Source organism: Selenomonas ruminantium subsp. ruminantium ATCC 12561, from assembly GCF_000424065.1.
GTDB lineage: Bacteria > Bacillota > Negativicutes > Selenomonadales > Selenomonadaceae > Selenomonas_A > Selenomonas_A ruminantium.
The window spans coordinates 123,883-141,974 of record NZ_AUJE01000003.1; the positions used below are offsets into that span (position 1 = coordinate 123,883).

An 18,092-nucleotide genomic window follows, 5' to 3' on the forward strand; every position below is an offset into this window, starting at 1 on the left:
CTGCGGCCAGCACCTGGCTAAAAAAGGCATGAAAAAAGCGACCAGAATCATTCTGCCCGCCTATATTTTGCTGTATATCAAAGTACCGATTACGGCTACAATCACGAAAACCGCACATTTGATTAACCAAAACTGCATAAGCCCCATTGCTATATCGTTCACGAAATCACCTCGCAAAAGGTATGAAAAAAGCACCTACCTTCAAGATAAGTGCTCAAATATTCGATTAGTCAATTATTTCAATGGATTTTATTTCTGATTCACGAAATGCGTAATGTACAATGTGCCCATCGGGCTCTATTACATCCAAATCCAATTCATTGTACCCAGGTTCGTCATCTTCTTCATTATCGTAGTCCGGGACGAAGCCAACAGCTCGACCTTTCCACACTTTACCCTCATCATCAGTCAATTGAATTTGATGCCTAAAAGCCCCACGCATTTCATCGACCATTGCCATTAGACTACACCTCCCTCGGAACCATATATAGTTCTTAGTTAGCTATTTCTGTAATGGTTGTTTTTAATTTCCCCATCATAAGGCAAACACCAACAATTCCCATGAAATATTTCGACTGTTTTTCCGTACAAGACGATGAGAACTTCATTATGGACATAATGTCCTTAATTTTGTCGTATACGACTATACCATCTAGATTTTGCTCCTGGCCTGTGCAATATGCAATTCTACAGACTTTTTCATCTTCAAATATGATTTTTGCCCAGCCCCACATTTTAATCGTCCTCCATCACAGCTGAATAATCATATCCCCCTTGAGCAACCTCGTGAGCCTCCCAAGATTTCATGCCTTGTTCCATAAGCGTGTATTATTTGATTACTCCTTGTGATTTGGGCAATTAATACACCTCTCATGAAAATCAGGTGCATCCTTAATTTCCTTGATTCCTACTGAAGCTGTTACATTAACGATGCGCTCTGCTACAGTTCCAGTCTCAAAACAATCATACTCATCAATTTCTCTATCAATTATTGGACATCTTATCAGCATATCGTTTTAACACCGCCATTTAACTTTTTGTAAAAAAATAACCTGTAGCTATAGAATTTTTCCATCAATCACCTCAATGGATTTAATTTCTGATTCACGAATTGCATAATGCGTAATATTCCCATCAGGCTCTGTTACATCTAGATCCAATTCATTGTACCCTGGTTCATCATCTTCTTCATTATCATAATCTGGGACGAAGCCTGAAACATACCCTGTCCATAATTTCCCATTTTCATCAATCAGTCTGATTCGATGTCCAAAAGCTTTAAACATTTCATCTGCCATTGCCATTAGCCTTCACCTCCTTTGGAATTATATAGTTCTTAGTTAGCTATTTCTGTAATGGTTGTTTTCAATTTCCCCATCATAAGGCAAACACCAACAACCCCCATGAAATATTTCGACTGTTTTTCCGTACAAGACGATGAGAACTTCATTATGGACATAGTGTCCTTAATTTTGTCGTATACGATTATACCATCTAGATTTTGTTTTAGACCAGTACAATATGCAATTCTACAGACTTTTTCATCTTCAAATATTATTCTTGCCCAGCCCCACATTTTAATCGTCCTCCATCACAGTTGAATAATCGTATACGCATTGAGCCGCATCGTGAGCCTCTCAAGACTTCATGCCTTGCTTCATAAGCGTGCATTCAAGAAATTCATGATTTAACATTATCACATCTTGGCTGGCATTCTAGGCAAATGTCAGCATATTTAGGTATTTTGATAATATTCATCAGAAGTGAATGCTGTCGTTATCATTCCAAATTTTCCTAAATTAGGACGAACAAACGTTCCTCCGCACTTACCATAATAGTTATAGCTATAATCATAGTCTGTTATTTTTCGTGTAATAACAAAATACGCATCAGCTATAAACTTTCGGACATCATTTTCGGTTACATTATGAGGATGCTTACCACCTTGTACATGCTCAACACGAGTTCCGGAGCTTTTTTAGTTTGCTAAAAATACAATTGCTTTATGCCTTACTGCGCATGTACAGATAATGCTTCTGACATTATCTTTTTCCAGCACCTCCCCATAACCACCACAACCAGGCTTACTCCTAAGCCAACAAAAATCGGTGATATAGCCGTATGAACCAATCCTGCAAGTATCGCCGCACCAAGCGACAGCACCATAGATGCAAGCGCCCAACGTGGCGAAATTGCCCTCGGCCTAAAGATAGCCAGTGTTAGCGGTATAAATATGCCACAGCCTCTAAGTGCCATAGACAGATAATTCCAAAACAGGATTTGGGAATCTTTATGGGTTATGGCAATCAGCATTGCGATTATTATCGCAGCTACAACAGATAAGCGCATCAAGATTAATTTTCCCTGTTCGGATTGTATTTTCAGAAGTGGCTCCAACATATCTCTTGCCACCATCGTTCCTACGCCCAAGGATAAGCCAGCAATAGAACCGATTATCCCCAGCACAATCCCTCCCAGCGCTGCACCGCCCATAAGCGAAGACGTATATTGCAGCAAATAAGCAGGTAATGCAAGCATAGCCGGAATTTCCGGATGTAATGTTTGCATATAAATCCCCATAACTGCACACGGCAAGCCAACAGGAATCGCCACCATAGCCGCCAATATAAGGCCAACAGCAGCAGTTCGCGGTGTTGCTGCTGAAAAAATCGCCTGTATATAGGTCTGCGTGCAAATCATGCCAACAATTATAGAGGCAAGATTATTCAGGATAGAACCATTACTGATACCCCAGATACTCAGAAAACCTGCTGGCTTATTGACGAGCATTTCTGGCGCCTCCATAAGGCCTTGCCAAGCTACAATTCCCAATGCAAACAAAGTCACGAACAGGATGAGCATCTTCAAAATGCCACCGACAGAGGCGGTTTTCATCCCGCCGAAAAAAGCATACAAAATCACTAACAACAGTAATATACCTGCTGATATTGCATAAGAAAATCCTGTCAAGGCTGCCAGCAAGCCAATTCCCGGCAAGGTACTGGCAACAGCACTGAACAAAATCCCCAAAGATGTAGCAAAACTGGTAAAACGGCCAGCCCCTTTACCATAGTTTTCAACCAAATACTGCGATATCGTTTCAAGGCCCGTGTATCTTAGCGGCCGCGCATAAATAATCCCCATAATCAATAGCGACAGACCGACGCCAATAGTAAACCAGACTGCTGACAAACCGATTGAACCTGCCAACTGGGCTGTTCCTACCGTTGCCCCGCCGCCAACGCAAGTTCCAGCAATACTGCCAGCTATCATCGGTATACCTGCCGAGCGGCCGCCCAAGCTAAATCCTTCGGCTGATTTTACTGACCTTGCCGCATAAAGCCCACCTGCTAAAACCACACCAATTGTCATGGCCATTATTACCAAATGAGCCAATGAATAATTCACGCCAATACGCTTCCTTCCCCGGCAAAGGTCTAAATGGTTTTCCCTTTACCATTTGTTTATCATCCAGCCTATTTTATCACCTGTCCTTTTTTCAAGCAACGATTATTCCTGATTACCGTCTTTTCTTTGCTCTTTCCGTCAGATTCTGTGCAGCCTTGTAATCATAAAGCTCCCCATACTGCAGCCAACTGTCTATGGAGTCAATAATGATATCCAGAATCACATGCGCACTCAGTTCAAAATTGCTTATGGAACAAATCAGTAACTGCTCCCCTGTTTTTACATGCTGGAAATGAATTGTAATTTCGTATTTGCGGATAGCCAGAACATATTTATTCTGGGTTGACTGTTCCTGCAGCTGCATAATCCCCGTAACATCCTCGCTAATACTTTCAAACCCAAAGGCTTTGAGACGTTCAACCAGCTGCGGCCTAATATTGCGATGGAAATTTTCATTGGCTTCATCACGATGTTTTTCTAATTCAGTAAACAACGGAAAGGTAATCATATTTTCTTCCTCCTCGTAAAAATGCAAGAAAAGGCATCCTAAACCATAAAGCAATGATTTAGGACGCCTTTGTCCTGCAATACCAATATACTACCAACAGCAGCTATCCAAGGGGATAAAAAAGCCCAGACGAACCTATATTTCGCCTGGGCTCCTTTGCCACTATTGATAAATTTACAATAGCATATTGCCACTCTAGTGTCAAGTAATAAAAATTGCTCCTCATCCTGTATCTAAGCAAGCTCCCATAAGTGCAAATCAATATAGCTTATTCATTACATCTTCATTCATATTGAATGTATGCTCTGCCGCAGGAAAGGTGCCAGCTTGAACTTCATGAACATAAGCAGCAAAAGCATTTTGCATCTCTTGCCCTAATTCAGCGAAGTGTTTAGCAAATTTCGGAGTGTAGTCTGAGAACAACCCCAGCATATCTTGGTATACAAGAATCTGACCGTCACAGCCAGCTCCGGCCCCAATGCCAATGGTAGGAATATCCAGTTTATCCGTAATAAGCTTAGCTAAAGGTGCAGGGATACACTCCAGTGTAAGGGCAAAGGCACCGGCTTCTTGAACGGCAAGAGCATCCTCAATAAGACGTTTTGCCGCTTCCTCACTTTTCCCTTGAACACGATTACCGCCCAACGCATTGACCGCCTGAGGAGTTAGTCCTAGATGAGCTACAACAGGAATACCTGCAGAGGTAATGGCTTTAATCTGAGGACAAACCGCTGCGCCGCCTTCCAGTTTTACAGCATTAGCCCGGCCTTCTTTCATGAGCCTGCCCGCATTCATCACAGCCTGCTCCACGGATACCTGATAGGACATGAAGGGCATATCGATAACCACCATGGTGTTGTGGCAAGCTCTGGCCACAGAACGACCATAGGTAATCATATCCTCCATGGTAACAGACAGTGTATCCGGCAATCCCAGCATAACATTGCCCAAGGAATCACCAACCAGAATAGCATTGACCCCTGCCGCTTCCTGCAGCTTGGCCGTGGAATAGTCGTAGCAGGTCAGCATGGAAATCTTTTCCCCGCGTGCTTTCATCTGAGCAAATGTCGCAACTGTGTTCTTCAAAATAATCATCCTTTCGCACACGACAGACTGGCATTTACCAGCTGTGCTTCTAAAAATCTGGCGATGGATGTGTAATTCCGCTGAGGGTGTTTTTCTTTGGCGGTCTGCAAAAGCTCTTTTGCCAGCAAAACATATAACTGTCTCTGAGCAGGTGTCAGACAGGTCAGATGATGCTGAAGGGTGGATAAATCCCCGCGTTCCAAAGGCCCTGTAAGGGAGGCTGTCAAGCCACATTCCCGAAAATGCTCCGCATTGCCACAAAACAAGGGCTTCAAGGCTTTTTCTGCTTCGTCCGGGGAAAAACCGCATTCGGTCAATAGATTTTGACTTAGCTGCAACAGTCCCAAAACGTAATTGCTGGCCAAAGCCGCAGCGCAGTGGTACTTAACCTTGACCTCTGCAGGAATTATCCTGACCTGCAGATCAATTCCTTGCAGCCACGTCTGCATAAATGCCAATTTTTCCGTCGAACCTTCTAAAGTAAAAAAAACATCCACCAATTCCCGGTAAGCGTTATACTTATCACTTACCGCAAACAGCGGATGAACGGAAAAGCCTGTGGCTGAAAAATCATCAATATTCGGAAACGCCTCCTGAGCAGACAGCGCCCCGCTGCAATGACAAAAAATCTTTCCTCGAATCGATAATTGTGAAACCTGCCGATAGACAGATTCAATTTCTTTGTCAGGAAGGGTGAAAAACAGCACATCACTTGCGGCTAACAAATCGTCTCGTCTGGTGTAGACGTTTGTGGCCGTGAATTCTGCCGCTTCGCTTGCCGATTGAATGCTGCGGCTGTAATAGCCTGTAACTTCAATACCATGTTCACGAAAATATTTTCCCAATGTAAAGCCGACCTTACCGGCTCCGATAAAACCAATCCTCATCACACCACCTCATTTCGATGATGTGTGTCTTTGTCCCAAATGACAAAATGATTCAATAAAAGATACAGTACAGTTTCCTCGCAGAATACCGTCCATCTTTGTAATCATAGCACACGGAAATACTTGCGTCAAATCATCTGCCTAACACTATTTGTATAGGCATACAAAATATATAATTACAACAGTTTTTTGGCTATTTGACAAATCTTCGTCGAATAAAGCGTGCCACATAAGGAAATACCAGCATGATAAATAACAATCTTGTCAACTGATAAGCCGTCATTGTTGAGCTGTCGGCTCCTACCGTTAACGCGGTTATCCCCATCTCTGCCAAACCTCCTGGTGCTGTTGACAAGAAGCTCGTCGTAATCGAGGACGGCGTACAGAAGGCTATCACACAGCCCATCAACATAGAAACTGCAAGAACCAGCAGGACGCTCCCGAGCAACACTGGTCCCATACCGTTATACTCACGAATTTTTCTTAGGTCTATACTACTGCCAATATAACTTCCGACGCAGACTTGTGCCGCATACAGATAATGCTGAGGAATAATTGGTGCTGTATGACCAAAACTTACAATGTAAAGAGCTGTAGCAAGCAATGGCCCAAGCAAATTTGCTGTAGGCAGTTTTATCAGCCTGCCTATTACAGCACCGGCTACTGCTACAATAGCATACATCAGGATATCACCTGTAGGTTCATTTTCTATGAGATACGCAGATGCTCCTTCAGCAGGGAGGACATGAATCGCCAGAAAAGGGATAACAAACACTACGGACAACATTCGTAGGGTTTGCATGATCGTAACGGCAGTCAGGTCCGTTTCCTTCAGTTCCGCTGCTAAAATAACCATTTGCGAAAGCCCCCCAGGGACGCATCCTAAAAGACAACTACTCAAATCAATGTCCGTCCGGCGATACATCAGCCACGCAGAGAAAAGCCCTGCACAAATTGTGACGAATGTAGCCATTAACATAAATGGCAGTTGGCTTAGTATAGCATGCCCTGTTTCAACGGTAAACGGACGTCCCATAGAGTACCCCAACGGAATCAAAGCGATATTACGCAGAAACAAAGGCCATATTAACTGCCGTTTAAGCAACAATGAAGTGAGCGACACGGCTAATACCGGCCCTAATGTCCATGGCAGTGGCGCATTGACAAGCGATAGAATAAATCCGCCGCATATTCCAACGACTAACGTAAAAAATACTTGCAACAAAAAGCCTCCAATATTTCTCCTTATTTCGGATAAGCAATAATCCACGGCTGGTAGCGTTCTTTTTCGGGGAGCATAGAATGGTCAAACCACATGGAGAAGAATTTTATGGCATTTCCTACGGTATAGCCATCCTGATAATGATCACTGGTATCGTAGGGATCAACGAAGATGAGCATATCGTCCAAAGGCGATTCTGTGCCCATGTTGTCGTAACCGATAATCACCCGCCAATGACCGCCCCACTCCACGTTTTCTACCAAAATGGGCCGGCCATGAGCCAGCGGCTCCATCAAAAATGTACGAAAGTCATCAAAACGGCTGAATTTCTCTGCGTTCAAGCCGCTTTTTACCGTCCAGCCGATACCTTGGAAGAAATTCACCATGTTTTTTAGGCTTGTGCCAATGGGATAGCCCTGTGTTTTCATCGCTTTAGCCAGGGACAGTTCATCATAATCCTTATTGCCATACCAATAAAGCACCGTAAGGGCAGCTGCCGGCCCACAGGTATATTCCCGGGTCTGTTGATAGGTCGGATAATGCGGCAGTACAATGCGACGGCCGATAATGGTTTCCATTTCATAGATATCCAAATGCTTGAAGTAAGGCGAATCGGCATGATTTATCTCTGCCGGTGCCGAAGATGCACCTTCGGTTTTGGTATCCAGTCCGGCCGGGTAGGGAATTACACGGACCTCATCCGTGTCGGCAGCAGCCGTCGTCCCCATGCTCAGCGCACTGGCCAGCAAGCAGGCGGCGATTGTTTTTGACCAAATTTTTTTACGCATGACTATTCACTCCTCATCCATCAATGTGGTTCTTTACCGGCTTTGAAGGTCATCATCATATGATTGGTCAGACTCCAGTCATCCCGCTGACCTTCGATTTCCGCTCGCGAAACCCAGACGCCCTCTTTCAGCTCACTTTTGTCAATATGAATATGGGTATCACCATCAACGTCACAGTAAAAACCCATGATTAAGTCCTGCACACTGCCCCAGGGTTGGGACTTGTAATAGCGGATATTTTTGACCTTCAGCCCGGTTTCCTCCATAACTTCGCGGGCAACGCATTCCTCCAAGGTTTCACCGATTTCCGTAAAACCCGCAATCAAAGCGTAAAAGGACATTTTACGGTTGGCATATTTGGTCAGCAAAATCTTATCCTCCCAGATTACCCCGGCAATTACCGCAGGGACAATGCGCGGATAAATCCTGTTGCCGCATTTATCACAGATGAGTGCACGCTCCCGCGTTGAATGCCGGGGATGACTGCCGCACCGCCCGCAAAAACGGTTATCCCGGTACCAGCAGATAAGATGCCATGCCGTATACATCATATACATAAGCTGCAGCGGAGCTCCAATTTCATAGCGGATTTCGCGTAAAGTCTTATAGGTAAAACCGGGCAATGGTTCCCTGCCCTCTTGCAGAAGATAAAACACGCCCTGCTTATCTAAGCTGAATAAATATTGATAATCCAGCGTTTCCGGCAGTTCCTGCCAGGTTGGAAACTTGACATTCCCCTCAAGCTCGCTTACCATTAAACTATCTTCTTTTACGCAGATTACGATATCACCAGCTGCGGGTTTCCGGCCTGTAACAAATACGTTGTTCAGTTTATATGGTTGTATTTCGTGAATCATGTTATCAAATCATCTCCAAACAAATCGCATTCAAAGGAGCCTTATCCACTATGGAAATTTTACGTTACATCATCAACATCGTTTGCTTTATTGCTCTGTTTATCACCTTGGAAGTCGTTTGGGCCAATGTAAAAAGTCACTGGCAGTCCAAAAATCTTTTAGGCTGTGCAGAATATTTAATCGGCGGCATTACGGTGCTGTTGGTGCTTATTGCCCTCAGTGATGCCGTAAACAATATGCTCCTCTAATATATTCTAACATATTCTACGCTGCTGACCATAATCCTTTTCACAACCGCTTAACCCACAGGGGAGGTTTCCATATGCGGGCAATAATCGACAAACTGGAACTTACACACAATCTTTCGGATGAAGAATTTATGGCACTGCTGAAATCGGCATCGCCTGCAGATGATGCCGAACTTGCTCAGCGTGCCCGCAAACTTCGCGAACGTTATTACGGTAAAGACGTATACATCCGCGGTTTAATCGAATTTACCAATTACTGCCGCAATAACTGCTATTACTGCGGCATACGCCGCGACAATCCAAATGCACAGCGTTACCGTTTGACCGCCAAGCAAATTTTAGCCTGCTGCGATACAGGTTATCAGCTGGGCTTCCGTACCTTTGTCCTGCAAGGGGGCGAAGATGCATACTTTACAGATGAACGACTCTGTGCACTGCTGCGGGAAATCAAGCTGCATCATCCGGATTGTGCCATAACCTTGTCTATCGGTGAGCGAAACAGGGAAAGTTATCAGCGCCTATTCCACGCTGGCGCTGACCGCTACTTACTCCGCCATGAAACAGCCAATAAAGCCCATTATGAGCAGTTGCACCCTGCCGAAATGTCCTATAACCATCGTCGCCAATGCCTGCACGACTTAAAGGCTATCGGCTATCAGGTCGGTTGTGGCATGATGGTCGGTTCACCGGGACAAAAGAGCAGGCATTTAATTCAAGACCTGCGTCTTTTGCAGGAACTCCAGCCGGAAATGGTCGGAATCGGCCCGTTTATTCCCCAGCATGATACACCCTTTGCGAAGGAGGCGGGCGGCACAGCCGCTACGACCTTGCGCCTGCTCTCCATTATCCGCCTGCTTTTGCCGAATGTGCTGCTGCCTGCCACTACTGCATTGGGCACAATTGACCCGAAAGGACGGGAAAAGGGGCTGCTCGCCGGCGCCAATGTACTTATGCCTAATCTTTCACCGACTGCAGTCCGTCAAAAATACGCGCTTTACGACAATAAAATCTGCACTGGCGAAGAGGCGGCAGAGTGTATCCGCTGTTTAGCCGCCCGCGTGGAATCAACCGGCTATAACATTGTCGTCAACCGTGGCGACCATCCCAACAAGAGAGGAACACCAAAAACATGACCGATTACGAACAGGAATGGGACCGCCTGCTGAATATCAAAACCACCGGACGTGACGATACCATTTCCGATTTTACCCGCTACCCTTACGAGCCAACAGATTACAGCGTATTGGAGCAGGTTGCCAATACCGGCTTGATACGCAAGAATAATACCTTGATTGATTATGGCTGCGGCAAAGGACGTGTGAGTTTCTTCCTTTCCAGTCAGACCAAGTGCCGCTCTATCGGCGTGGAATACAATCCCCGCTTATACGAAAAAGCCCTGACCAATAAGGACAGGGCTTGCCGTGGGCATTTAGTCACTATTGTACAACAGGATGCAACGGATTTTGCCGTTCCCCAATATGCTGACCGGGCATTTTTCTTTAATCCGTTTTCTACGGATATTTTACGGACAGTCATAATGAATTTGCTGGAATCCTGCCGAGAATTTCCACGGGAAATTCTCCTGTTTTTCTACTATCCATCCAAAGCCTATACCGATTATTTGACGACTATATCCCAGCTGACACTGGTTGACAGTCTCGATTGCTGTGGTATCAGCAAAGACAGAGATTCCCGCGAAAAACTGCTCATCTATAAGGTACATCCATAGGCCGCATTACTGTGTGGCCTTTTTTATTCAAGCACCTTAATCTGACACATCTTCATGGCGGCCAGAGCATTCTTATGGCTTTCGGGCGTAACCCCGGCACAGCAACTTGCATCCACGCTTACTTGCACTTCCGGGTAAGCTGCCTTAATCACCATCGCGTTGCTGATGACACAGATATCTGTGCAAAGCCCTACCAGTTCCACTTCATTTGCCTCGCCAAGCAGTTTAGACAATTCCAGTGAACCAAACGTCGGCTTTTCCACTACAGCCTTAGCCTGCTTAACAAATTCCTGCAGTTCCGGTGTAATCTCCCAGCCATGACTGCCCTTTAGGCAATGCTCCACAGGCAGATTTTTCCCCTCCTGCGTCTGCAGATAATTTTCACCATGCGTATCCATGGTAAAAATAAGCTCAGCCGAACCGCTGTCCGTCACCTGCTTTAGTTTCTCTTTCAGCCGTGGCAGCATTTCCTGTGCTTCCTTTGTTCCCAGGCTGCCGTCAATAAAGTCATTCTGCATGTCTACTACAACAATGATTTTTTTCATACGTTATAGACCTCCCCTAACGAATGTACGAATTTGTCATTATTATACCATAAAAATGTTATGCTCACCGATTATCTTCTGTAAATCGGCAGGATTATCCAGGGAAAAATGGAAATCCTATTATTATCCGCTTTATCTATAAGGAAGGACAACACCATGCAGACAAATCTCACCAAAATCCGGAAACAAACCATAAAGCTCTTTGATGCAGTTCCCCTCATTCCGGTCAAAGCTATCGAAAATATGGGTGCCGTCTATCATCCCTTTGCCAAGTCGATTTTCTTCTATCATCATGAGCAGAAAAAATGGCTGGATATTTCTACACCGAACAGCTATGTTTTTTATCGTCGTTTTATCCTGAACAGGATAAATAGCCTTAGCCTGCCGTTTATCTATGACCTGATTCTCGACGACTATAAACTCATCTGGTTTCAGCTATGCAAAGATTATATGAGCCCTGAGGACTTTGCCTATTATCTCAAGCACAGCTGGCTGGATGAAGAAGACCCCAATCAAGACCCACAAGTCAGCCGCGAGGAAGTTATCCACTATTTCCGGCAGGCGGATAAACAATACCTGATGAAGCCGGAGGACCTTGCCCATTACCAAAGTCTTCCTGATACGCTGACGATTTATCGCGGTGTCAGTCCGCACAGGGCAAAGTTCGGACTATCCTGGACCGCAGACCAAACCATCGCCAGGTGGTTCAAAAAACGCTACGAAAGCGGCATTCAAGGTCAGCTCTTAACCGCTGTAATCAGCAAAAAGCATGTTCTTGCCTACATTGATGAACGCAACGAGCGTGAACTGATCGTCGATGTCTTTAAGATAATCCCTCATATTGCCGAAGCAAGCGCACTTCGGAACACTCAGGCTATACCATAAAAGATTGAAATTACATTTTCTGTTGTTATTTCAAAATCATAGCAATAACTGTGCATGTTTTTTTCCGGTTGAATGAGAAAGGGCACAGCCTCCTTGCCATAGGCCATATATACAATCACCAAAGACAAGCAGATTGCCAGTACATAATAATTCAGCATAAAAGCCATCAGTGCCGACAGAGAAAACGTAGAGGCCTTTACTATACCCTGGCTCAGAATATTGACGCACTCCTTGAAGTCAAGTCGCCACACAAAAACAATATTATTTTTTTTGATGAAAAACCAAGCGAAGTTGATAAGCAAAAACAATAACTTGCAGACAATAGAAGCGGCCGCTATTCCTGTCACTTCCCATAGGAATCCAAAAATTATGGAGAATATCAGATTGCTCACGATTTCAATGATATTGGCAATACTGGAGACTTTCTCTCCCCCCTCGACCACCATAGTATTATCCAGCAGGCAGGAAAGGGGATCCAGGCACAAGTAGAAGACAATCAGGCTATAATAATCGTTGACATAGCCGATCACTTCAGAATCAGCAGAAATGGTTGCCAGAAAAAAATCTTTTCCTGCCAACATCCCTATCAATATGGCTGTGCCTGCCAAAACCGCTATGATTGCTCCCTGACTGAAAATTTCCTGTGCCTTTTTTAGATTGCAAGCACCTATATGATAAGAATATTGCACCACTGTCCCAGAATTTACGATACTGGAAAAAAGGTTACCAGCATCATAAATGGCGCTACTGTCCCCACGGCAGCAAGTGCTTCTTTGCCAATGATATTGCCCGCAATCAATGTATCCGCGCATGACACGAAAAACGTGACAACTTCGATAGCACTTATCGCCCATAAGATATCCTTATACTTTTTTATAAGAAAAACTGGTTTTTTAATTTGTTCCATTGAATTCTCCGTTTACACTACACTGGAACATAATTCATTCTCGCATAAATCTGCCAATTATTATTAACTTTGAACGCTATGAGAGATACTCAGCCAGCGCATAACCAAGATATCCATTGTAGTAAACGTAATAATACCCATTACTGCTTGATTTGACAAAACGAACATATTCTCCTAACGGAATGCGGGTAATCACCGCCGAATCAGCAAACGGCGCTGAGCGCAAGCTTATCCACTCATTACAGTTAGCAACACGGTATAACGTACAATGAGGGGTTAGATAGCTATATAAAGCATATCCCGTATTTCCATGATAGCGGACATGAGCAAATACCATTTTTTGATAGCAAGGATCATTGTCGTCAATGATATTCACCATATCCCCGAGAGGAATCTTCGCGATAACAGGAGCATCCGTGGAGGCATACGACCGAAGACTTATCCAGTTTTCACAGTTAACAACATACATACCACCTTCAGTGTTTGTTGCGCCTGTCGAAGCAACTGTATAATGTGGAACTATTAATAAACAAACAAGCATTAAGCAAAAACATAATTTTTTCATACCACACCTCTTCTTTCTAATCTCTCCTTTGTCAAGTTTGAACTACTTCTCTGCCTGCTTCCACTTTTCGCCGACACTACCATCTTCCCGCATTTCCTTGGCTGCCGCATTCATACGAGAAAAAACTTTTCTTACACCACCAGCATCATGTTCATAATTCACAGCATGGTCAGCACCGATTCCGATTGAAGCAGCCTCAGACGTAGAATTAATATTTGCCCCCCATGAAAATAAAATTCCACTTGTACTCTTTTGTAGCCTTTTCAATCATGGCTTTTACATCCGCTTTGCTATATTCCCTACTATCATTTTCCTTGCCATCAGTCATGATTAGAAACAATACATGCCGCTTAGCAGGACAGATACCTTCATGATTCATTCTGCCCAATGTATCAGCCACTGTTCTCCCCACTGCATCCAGCAGGGCAGTCATCCCTCTGGCATAATACTCTTTATTCGTTAACTCTGGCACATCCTTTATATCTTTGGCCTCTACGATTTTGTCATACTTGTCATCAAAGAGGATAGTAGTAACCTCAACGCGTCCTTTTTCCTGCCGTTGCTTGTCAATGAAGGAATTATACCCGCCTATGGTATCCCCAACCAAATGCCGCATGGATCCTGAACGGTCAAGAATACAGATAATCTGAACAGGCTCAACAGATGTCAGCAAACACTTAGACGTATGCTGATGTTGTAACAGTTCTGATTGCTCCGTTTCCATTATCTGTCTTTCTTTTTGTGTATCCGCTGGCAACACCTTAGCAAAACATATTCCTGTCCCCAGAGCTATCATCGTTACTAGCGCCAATAACGTTCTGTACATAGCACTCAACTCCTCGTATATTTCCGATAATACCATTCGTCCACAAATATCATGTAATCATCCACATATTTCGCTAAATTTTTTCCACAAAAAACTCCCGTGATACGCCTCCGATTCCCTTTCGGTTCCCCTTTACAATTGTTTACGTCATTGAGGCGACAATATGAAGTCCAAGTATTGCCGCACCAAAGCCCAGTAATAAATTGGCACAAACATTAACCAAGGCCAGAAATATGCTGCCACCATTTATCAAAGTCAAGGTTTCCATGCTGAAGGATGAAAATGTTGTAAATCCGCCTAAGACGGCACACTGCTCCAAGACCACCTCCAATGAACACATATAATAACTGCATGTAATTCCTCTCCAAAAAGATTCTTGCTTTATTATATGATTCCTTTATCCATACATCAATATTTTGGTAAAAAATAATTGACCAATAAGCGAAATTGGCAATGTTTACCACAATCCAAATTTACCCCTGCACTTAAATCACCTTCATACAGAACCACATTGTTGAGAATTGATAATGTTTCCATCCCGCGCTGGCGACCATCATGAGAACGTATGATACCATAAACAGCATCCGACGCATATTTATAATCCCTCCATTCTTGTTTATAGCTTTATTCCATAGTTTTTCTCTATAAGTTTATCAAAAACCCAACAGCGCCTAGTTCTATGTGTATGAAAATATTTCGCAATGATTATTGCTCTGCCAAAACCGCGTAAACCATCGTTTCGAGTTGTAAACGCATCTCTTCCAAATCTTCCCGTGAAGCAAATTCAAATACAAGAATAGCGATGGGGCGTGTCGCTGTCAGAATATCTAGCACAAAGCAGCCATTTTTCTTCCCCAGTGGGAAGCGTTCTTCCAGCAAATGCTGCCGCAATTCAGGTGCTACATGTACATGGTCAAGAATGCCGGCTTTCTCACTGAACACCGAATAGGCTATCATATATTTTCTCAAACGCGAGAAAGTCTTCAATTCCTCAAAATATACGCTGGCTCTCTTCTGCACTTCTCTGAAAGTGTTTTTTGAAATAAGACTGTTTATGCTTTCCGGCGAACTGCAGGGCAGGTTCAGCACTTGACAGACCTTTGCCACGGGAATCATCGCTTTGTCGCAAAGCCCCACAATGCCATCAACCTTTTCCAGCTTCGCTATATGGAGCAAAGAGTCCCAGTTCTCCCAGTCGATTTCATAGCATGCAGCAGCCAAAGCAAGAATCTTTTCATCCGCCTTATCCCCACTGAATATACAGCGGTACCCCAGTGCTCTTGCTTCTTGAAGAGCCATCTCAGCACGCTCGTCCGGTGTTGTACAAACAATCAAGATAGTAGACATAGCACTTTTAATCGCTTATTTCCAATGCAGGTATACAACACCTGCTATCTGCAGCAACAAAATCAACGGCACGCCATAGCGAAATTTCAGATGACGTGTCTTATGCCGGAAAATCTGCATGGCCAGCAACGCACCAACACTGCCGCCGAGCAAGGCAAACAGCAGCAATATTTTTTCCGGAACGCGCCAGCTGCCCATCTTAGCAAAGAGCTTATCCCCGCCATAGACAACCAGAACAACAATATTGATTATCGCTAAATACCAGTAAATCAATTCATGCATTGTCATAAAAATCACCTCTCCACAGGCAAATAAGTATACTATTGATTTCAATAATTCTCCAATTTACACCTATTTCCTGCATGATGTAAGCGCGTAAACGACAAAAAAGCAGGTCCTGCGACCTGCTTTTTCCGTATAAAATTCCTTTACCTGCAAAGCTTCCCCACTATTGAAGGTCATTGTGTGTGATCACTTCCCCAAGTGACATGACTCATTATACCTTATCTGCTGTAAAAGAAAATCATCCGAAAGTAGAAACTTTTTAACCTGCTACTACTAAAGTAGTATATTTACATTTTTTGATTATGACCGTAAAAAATTGCCTGTTCAAGCACATCCCCCACTTTTTGCGCCATATTGGAAAGGTTTTGTAAGATAATATAATCTTCGCCATAAATATGCTGTGCTGCTTTGGTGACCAGAGCAGTGGCAACCACGCTGTTAATCAAGGCCATTATCTGAATCCCCTGTTGACGAAGTTCCTTTACGGCCTCTTTCGTATCTTTACAGGCAGGCTCTCCACCATAGAATTTCTCCAAGGCGATACCTTGCGCTGGAATACTGCGTTCGTCACTCGGATCAGCATCCGTCAATATAAAGAGCAGCTTTTGTCCGTACATATCGCGCCAAAGCTCAGGCAAAGCCCGCAGGGCCAGCCCATCTCTATTCCAGCCCTGCGTCTTATAGGCAAAGATGCCTTGCGCAGATTTTTCCTGAAAAGCTTTTAGTCTTTTCAAGACCGTACAACCATCCTGGCTAAAAAAGGATACTACGGATAAGGGAATCCCCACCTGCCGCAAAGCTTCAGTCAGCAGATAGGCTTGACTGGCAATGATGCTTTGACGCCCCTGCCGTGAAGCCGAACCATCCAAAAACAGCATGACCGAAATATCTTCCCGTTTGGTTGGTTCTATCGCGGAAAAGACTCGTCCATCATGCAGGATAAGGCCTCGCCAAACTCTGTCTGCTGTCAGTCTGCCATTGCGGGCGGGGAGTTGCACCGCTTGCCGACCAAGCAGCAACGCATTTTGCAAACGATTGGTCAACGCGTGCAATTCTGTGGTAAAGCGGGCATGATGCTGATGAAAATAAGCCGTATTTTCCTTACGGACTGCTCCTTTTTCCGCACTGAACCACAAGCATACCTGGCGGTGAATTCCCTGACAATATCTACTCGTAATCTCTGCCAGACGGTCTTGTGAAAAAAGTGACCTGCCATAGCAGGCAGATAGTTCTTTATCCGTCGGTATTTTATCTTGGCGGTTAAATATGGTCTTTAGACTATTGCCTTTGTCCGCGGCAGATGCAATAAAGGTTAGCTGCCGGATTTGTTCTTCTCGATAGCCCTGGTGAAATGGCCATATTTTTTTGAGCAAATTCAGCAGAAAAGCGTGACTGGTAAAATGTATAACCTCGCGAGGCTTATTATGCCAATGAAAGCGGAAAAAAGAACGGATAATATTCTCCATAGCTGCGATAAGTTCCGCTGTATTCATATTGCCCGTAAAAGCAAGTGCCTGGTAGATACGTTTGTCCCATGGATTTATTATAGCAACAGGAACTCCTATTATTTCCCGGCAGCGGTTACATTTTAGCGTATGCGCCAGTTCCTGGCGCAGCATCAACTGTTGCAGGGAAATATCTACGGATGCATCTTCTGCTAAAAATCGTTTTGCATGACGATAACGCAGGTCTTTTAGCGCGGGACGGCAGGATATTTCCTTCTCATAAGCTGCATTTTCCAGCCCCAGCCAAAATAGTTCGGTAAAGAGTTCAGCAAACAGGGATTTATTCAGTTGTTCTCTTATATAGCGCATAAGCATTTCATTATCGTAATGCCGATATACCAGCCCCACGATAGAATTCAAGTAAATATCCGGCTCACCATTTTGATCAAAGGCCAAAAAATCCGGCCATATCCCATACTGACCGGCAACTGCCCAGACAATATTCAAAGCTCGTTTCTGTCTTTGATTGGATAATGATTGGTATGTCATCATGA

23 protein-coding genes are annotated in these 18,092 nt (G+C 44.2%); 5 read left to right on the top strand and 18 right to left on the bottom strand.

What is annotated here, in order from left to right; translation table 11 throughout:
* Positions 1–226: 226 nt before the first annotated feature.
* From G598_RS0102465 to nudC, 10 genes are all read right to left on the bottom strand, one after another.
* The gene (locus G598_RS0102465; RefSeq protein ID WP_026765597.1) at positions 227–460 is read right to left on the bottom strand and encodes a hypothetical protein; all 234 of its coding nucleotides are present in this window, start codon (positions 458–460) and stop codon (positions 227–229) included.
* Positions 461–494: 34 nt separating this feature from the next.
* A complete protein-coding gene (locus G598_RS0102470) occupies positions 495–734 on the bottom strand; it encodes a hypothetical protein (RefSeq protein ID WP_026765598.1) in 240 nt (79 codons plus the stop codon).
* A 324-nt stretch (positions 735–1,058) separates the two neighbouring features.
* Complete coding sequence (locus tag G598_RS0102480; protein WP_037362973.1) at positions 1,059–1,304, bottom strand: hypothetical protein; 246 nt, start codon at positions 1,302–1,304, stop codon at positions 1,059–1,061.
* Between the two features lie 706 nt (positions 1,305–2,010).
* Entirely contained in the window at positions 2,011–3,378 is a 1,368-nt protein-coding gene (locus tag G598_RS0102490; RefSeq protein WP_037363031.1) for a sodium:solute symporter family protein, read from the bottom strand.
* A gap of 142 nt (positions 3,379–3,520) precedes the next feature.
* Positions 3,521–3,916: a hypothetical protein gene (locus tag G598_RS0102495; RefSeq protein WP_026765602.1), complete on the bottom strand. Its 396-nt coding sequence runs from the start codon at positions 3,914–3,916 to the stop codon at positions 3,521–3,523.
* 258 nt (positions 3,917–4,174) lie between these two features.
* Entirely contained in the window at positions 4,175–5,002 is an 828-nt protein-coding gene (gene panB / locus G598_RS0102500) for a 3-methyl-2-oxobutanoate hydroxymethyltransferase (RefSeq protein ID WP_026765603.1), read from the bottom strand.
* A gap of 5 nt (positions 5,003–5,007) precedes the next feature.
* The gene (locus G598_RS16825; protein WP_051179834.1) at positions 5,008–5,889 is read right to left on the bottom strand and encodes a Rossmann-like and DUF2520 domain-containing protein; all 882 of its coding nucleotides are present in this window, start codon (positions 5,887–5,889) and stop codon (positions 5,008–5,010) included.
* Positions 5,890–6,082: 193 nt separating this feature from the next.
* Positions 6,083–7,111 (bottom strand): AbrB family transcriptional regulator, encoded by a 1,029-nt coding sequence (locus tag G598_RS0102510; protein WP_026765604.1) that lies wholly within the window; start codon positions 7,109–7,111, stop codon positions 6,083–6,085.
* A gap of 23 nt (positions 7,112–7,134) precedes the next feature.
* A complete protein-coding gene (locus G598_RS0102515) occupies positions 7,135–7,899 on the bottom strand; it encodes a C39 family peptidase (RefSeq protein ID WP_026765605.1) in 765 nt (254 codons plus the stop codon).
* A gap of 20 nt (positions 7,900–7,919) precedes the next feature.
* Positions 7,920–8,654, bottom strand: a complete 735-nt coding sequence (nudC, locus tag G598_RS0102520; protein ID WP_245582730.1) for an NAD(+) diphosphatase — start codon at positions 8,652–8,654, stop codon at positions 7,920–7,922.
* A 152-nt stretch (positions 8,655–8,806) separates the two neighbouring features.
* Between nudC and G598_RS0102525 the strand changes: the two genes are divergently transcribed.
* The 3 genes from G598_RS0102525 (at position 8,807) to G598_RS0102535 (ending at position 10,733) form a co-directional block, all read left to right on the top strand.
* Positions 8,807–9,004, top strand: coding sequence for a hypothetical protein (locus tag G598_RS0102525; RefSeq protein ID WP_026765607.1), 198 nt, complete (start codon positions 8,807–8,809; stop codon positions 9,002–9,004).
* A gap of 74 nt (positions 9,005–9,078) precedes the next feature.
* Positions 9,079–10,137 (top strand): [FeFe] hydrogenase H-cluster radical SAM maturase HydE, encoded by a 1,059-nt coding sequence (gene hydE / locus G598_RS0102530; RefSeq protein WP_026765608.1) that lies wholly within the window; start codon positions 9,079–9,081, stop codon positions 10,135–10,137.
* The gene (locus tag G598_RS0102535) at positions 10,134–10,733 is read left to right on the top strand and encodes a class I SAM-dependent methyltransferase (protein ID WP_026765609.1); all 600 of its coding nucleotides are present in this window, start codon (positions 10,134–10,136) and stop codon (positions 10,731–10,733) included. The genes hydE and G598_RS0102535 overlap by 4 nt, the downstream gene beginning before the upstream one ends.
* A 23-nt stretch (positions 10,734–10,756) precedes the next feature.
* On the opposite strand, the gene G598_RS0102540 is transcribed toward G598_RS0102535, so the two are convergent.
* Positions 10,757–11,278 (bottom strand): cysteine hydrolase family protein, encoded by a 522-nt coding sequence (locus G598_RS0102540; protein WP_026765610.1) that lies wholly within the window; start codon positions 11,276–11,278, stop codon positions 10,757–10,759.
* A gap of 156 nt (positions 11,279–11,434) precedes the next feature.
* Between G598_RS0102540 and G598_RS0102545 the strand changes: the two genes are divergently transcribed.
* Positions 11,435–12,163, top strand: a complete 729-nt coding sequence (locus tag G598_RS0102545; RefSeq protein WP_026765611.1) for a hypothetical protein — start codon at positions 11,435–11,437, stop codon at positions 12,161–12,163.
* Here G598_RS0102545 and G598_RS0102550 read toward each other — a convergent pair.
* From G598_RS0102550 to G598_RS20390, 4 genes are all read right to left on the bottom strand, one after another.
* The gene (locus G598_RS0102550; RefSeq protein ID WP_071837938.1) at positions 12,148–12,975 is read right to left on the bottom strand and encodes an MATE family efflux transporter; all 828 of its coding nucleotides are present in this window, start codon (positions 12,973–12,975) and stop codon (positions 12,148–12,150) included. The genes G598_RS0102545 and G598_RS0102550 overlap by 16 nt on opposite strands.
* Before the next feature lie 171 nt (positions 12,976–13,146).
* The gene (locus G598_RS18900; RefSeq protein WP_071837939.1) at positions 13,147–13,635 is read right to left on the bottom strand and encodes an SH3 domain-containing protein; all 489 of its coding nucleotides are present in this window, start codon (positions 13,633–13,635) and stop codon (positions 13,147–13,149) included.
* A gap of 208 nt (positions 13,636–13,843) precedes the next feature.
* Entirely contained in the window at positions 13,844–14,461 is a 618-nt protein-coding gene (locus G598_RS16830) for a vWA domain-containing protein (RefSeq protein WP_051179836.1), read from the bottom strand.
* 142 nt (positions 14,462–14,603) lie between these two features.
* Positions 14,604–14,720: a hypothetical protein gene (locus G598_RS20390; RefSeq protein ID WP_336433140.1), complete on the bottom strand. Its 117-nt coding sequence runs from the start codon at positions 14,718–14,720 to the stop codon at positions 14,604–14,606.
* Between G598_RS20390 and G598_RS20395 the strand changes: the two genes are divergently transcribed.
* Complete coding sequence (locus G598_RS20395; protein WP_336433141.1) at positions 14,665–14,805, top strand: hypothetical protein; 141 nt, start codon at positions 14,665–14,667, stop codon at positions 14,803–14,805. The two genes, G598_RS20390 and G598_RS20395, sit on opposite strands and share 56 nt — an antisense overlap.
* Positions 14,806–15,166: 361 nt before the next feature.
* On the opposite strand, the gene G598_RS0102580 is transcribed toward G598_RS20395, so the two are convergent.
* From G598_RS0102580 to G598_RS0102590, 3 genes are all read right to left on the bottom strand, one after another.
* The gene (locus G598_RS0102580; protein WP_157833253.1) at positions 15,167–15,808 is read right to left on the bottom strand and encodes a hypothetical protein; all 642 of its coding nucleotides are present in this window, start codon (positions 15,806–15,808) and stop codon (positions 15,167–15,169) included.
* Between the two features lie 15 nt (positions 15,809–15,823).
* Positions 15,824–16,096 carry a DUF1294 domain-containing protein gene (locus G598_RS0102585; protein ID WP_026765616.1) on the bottom strand — a complete coding sequence of 91 codons (273 nt, stop codon included), beginning with the start codon at positions 16,094–16,096 and terminating at the stop codon, positions 15,824–15,826.
* Between the two features lie 284 nt (positions 16,097–16,380).
* Complete coding sequence (locus G598_RS0102590; RefSeq protein WP_157833254.1) at positions 16,381–18,090, bottom strand: vWA domain-containing protein; 1,710 nt, start codon at positions 18,088–18,090, stop codon at positions 16,381–16,383.
* Positions 18,091–18,092: the final 2 nt, after the last annotated feature.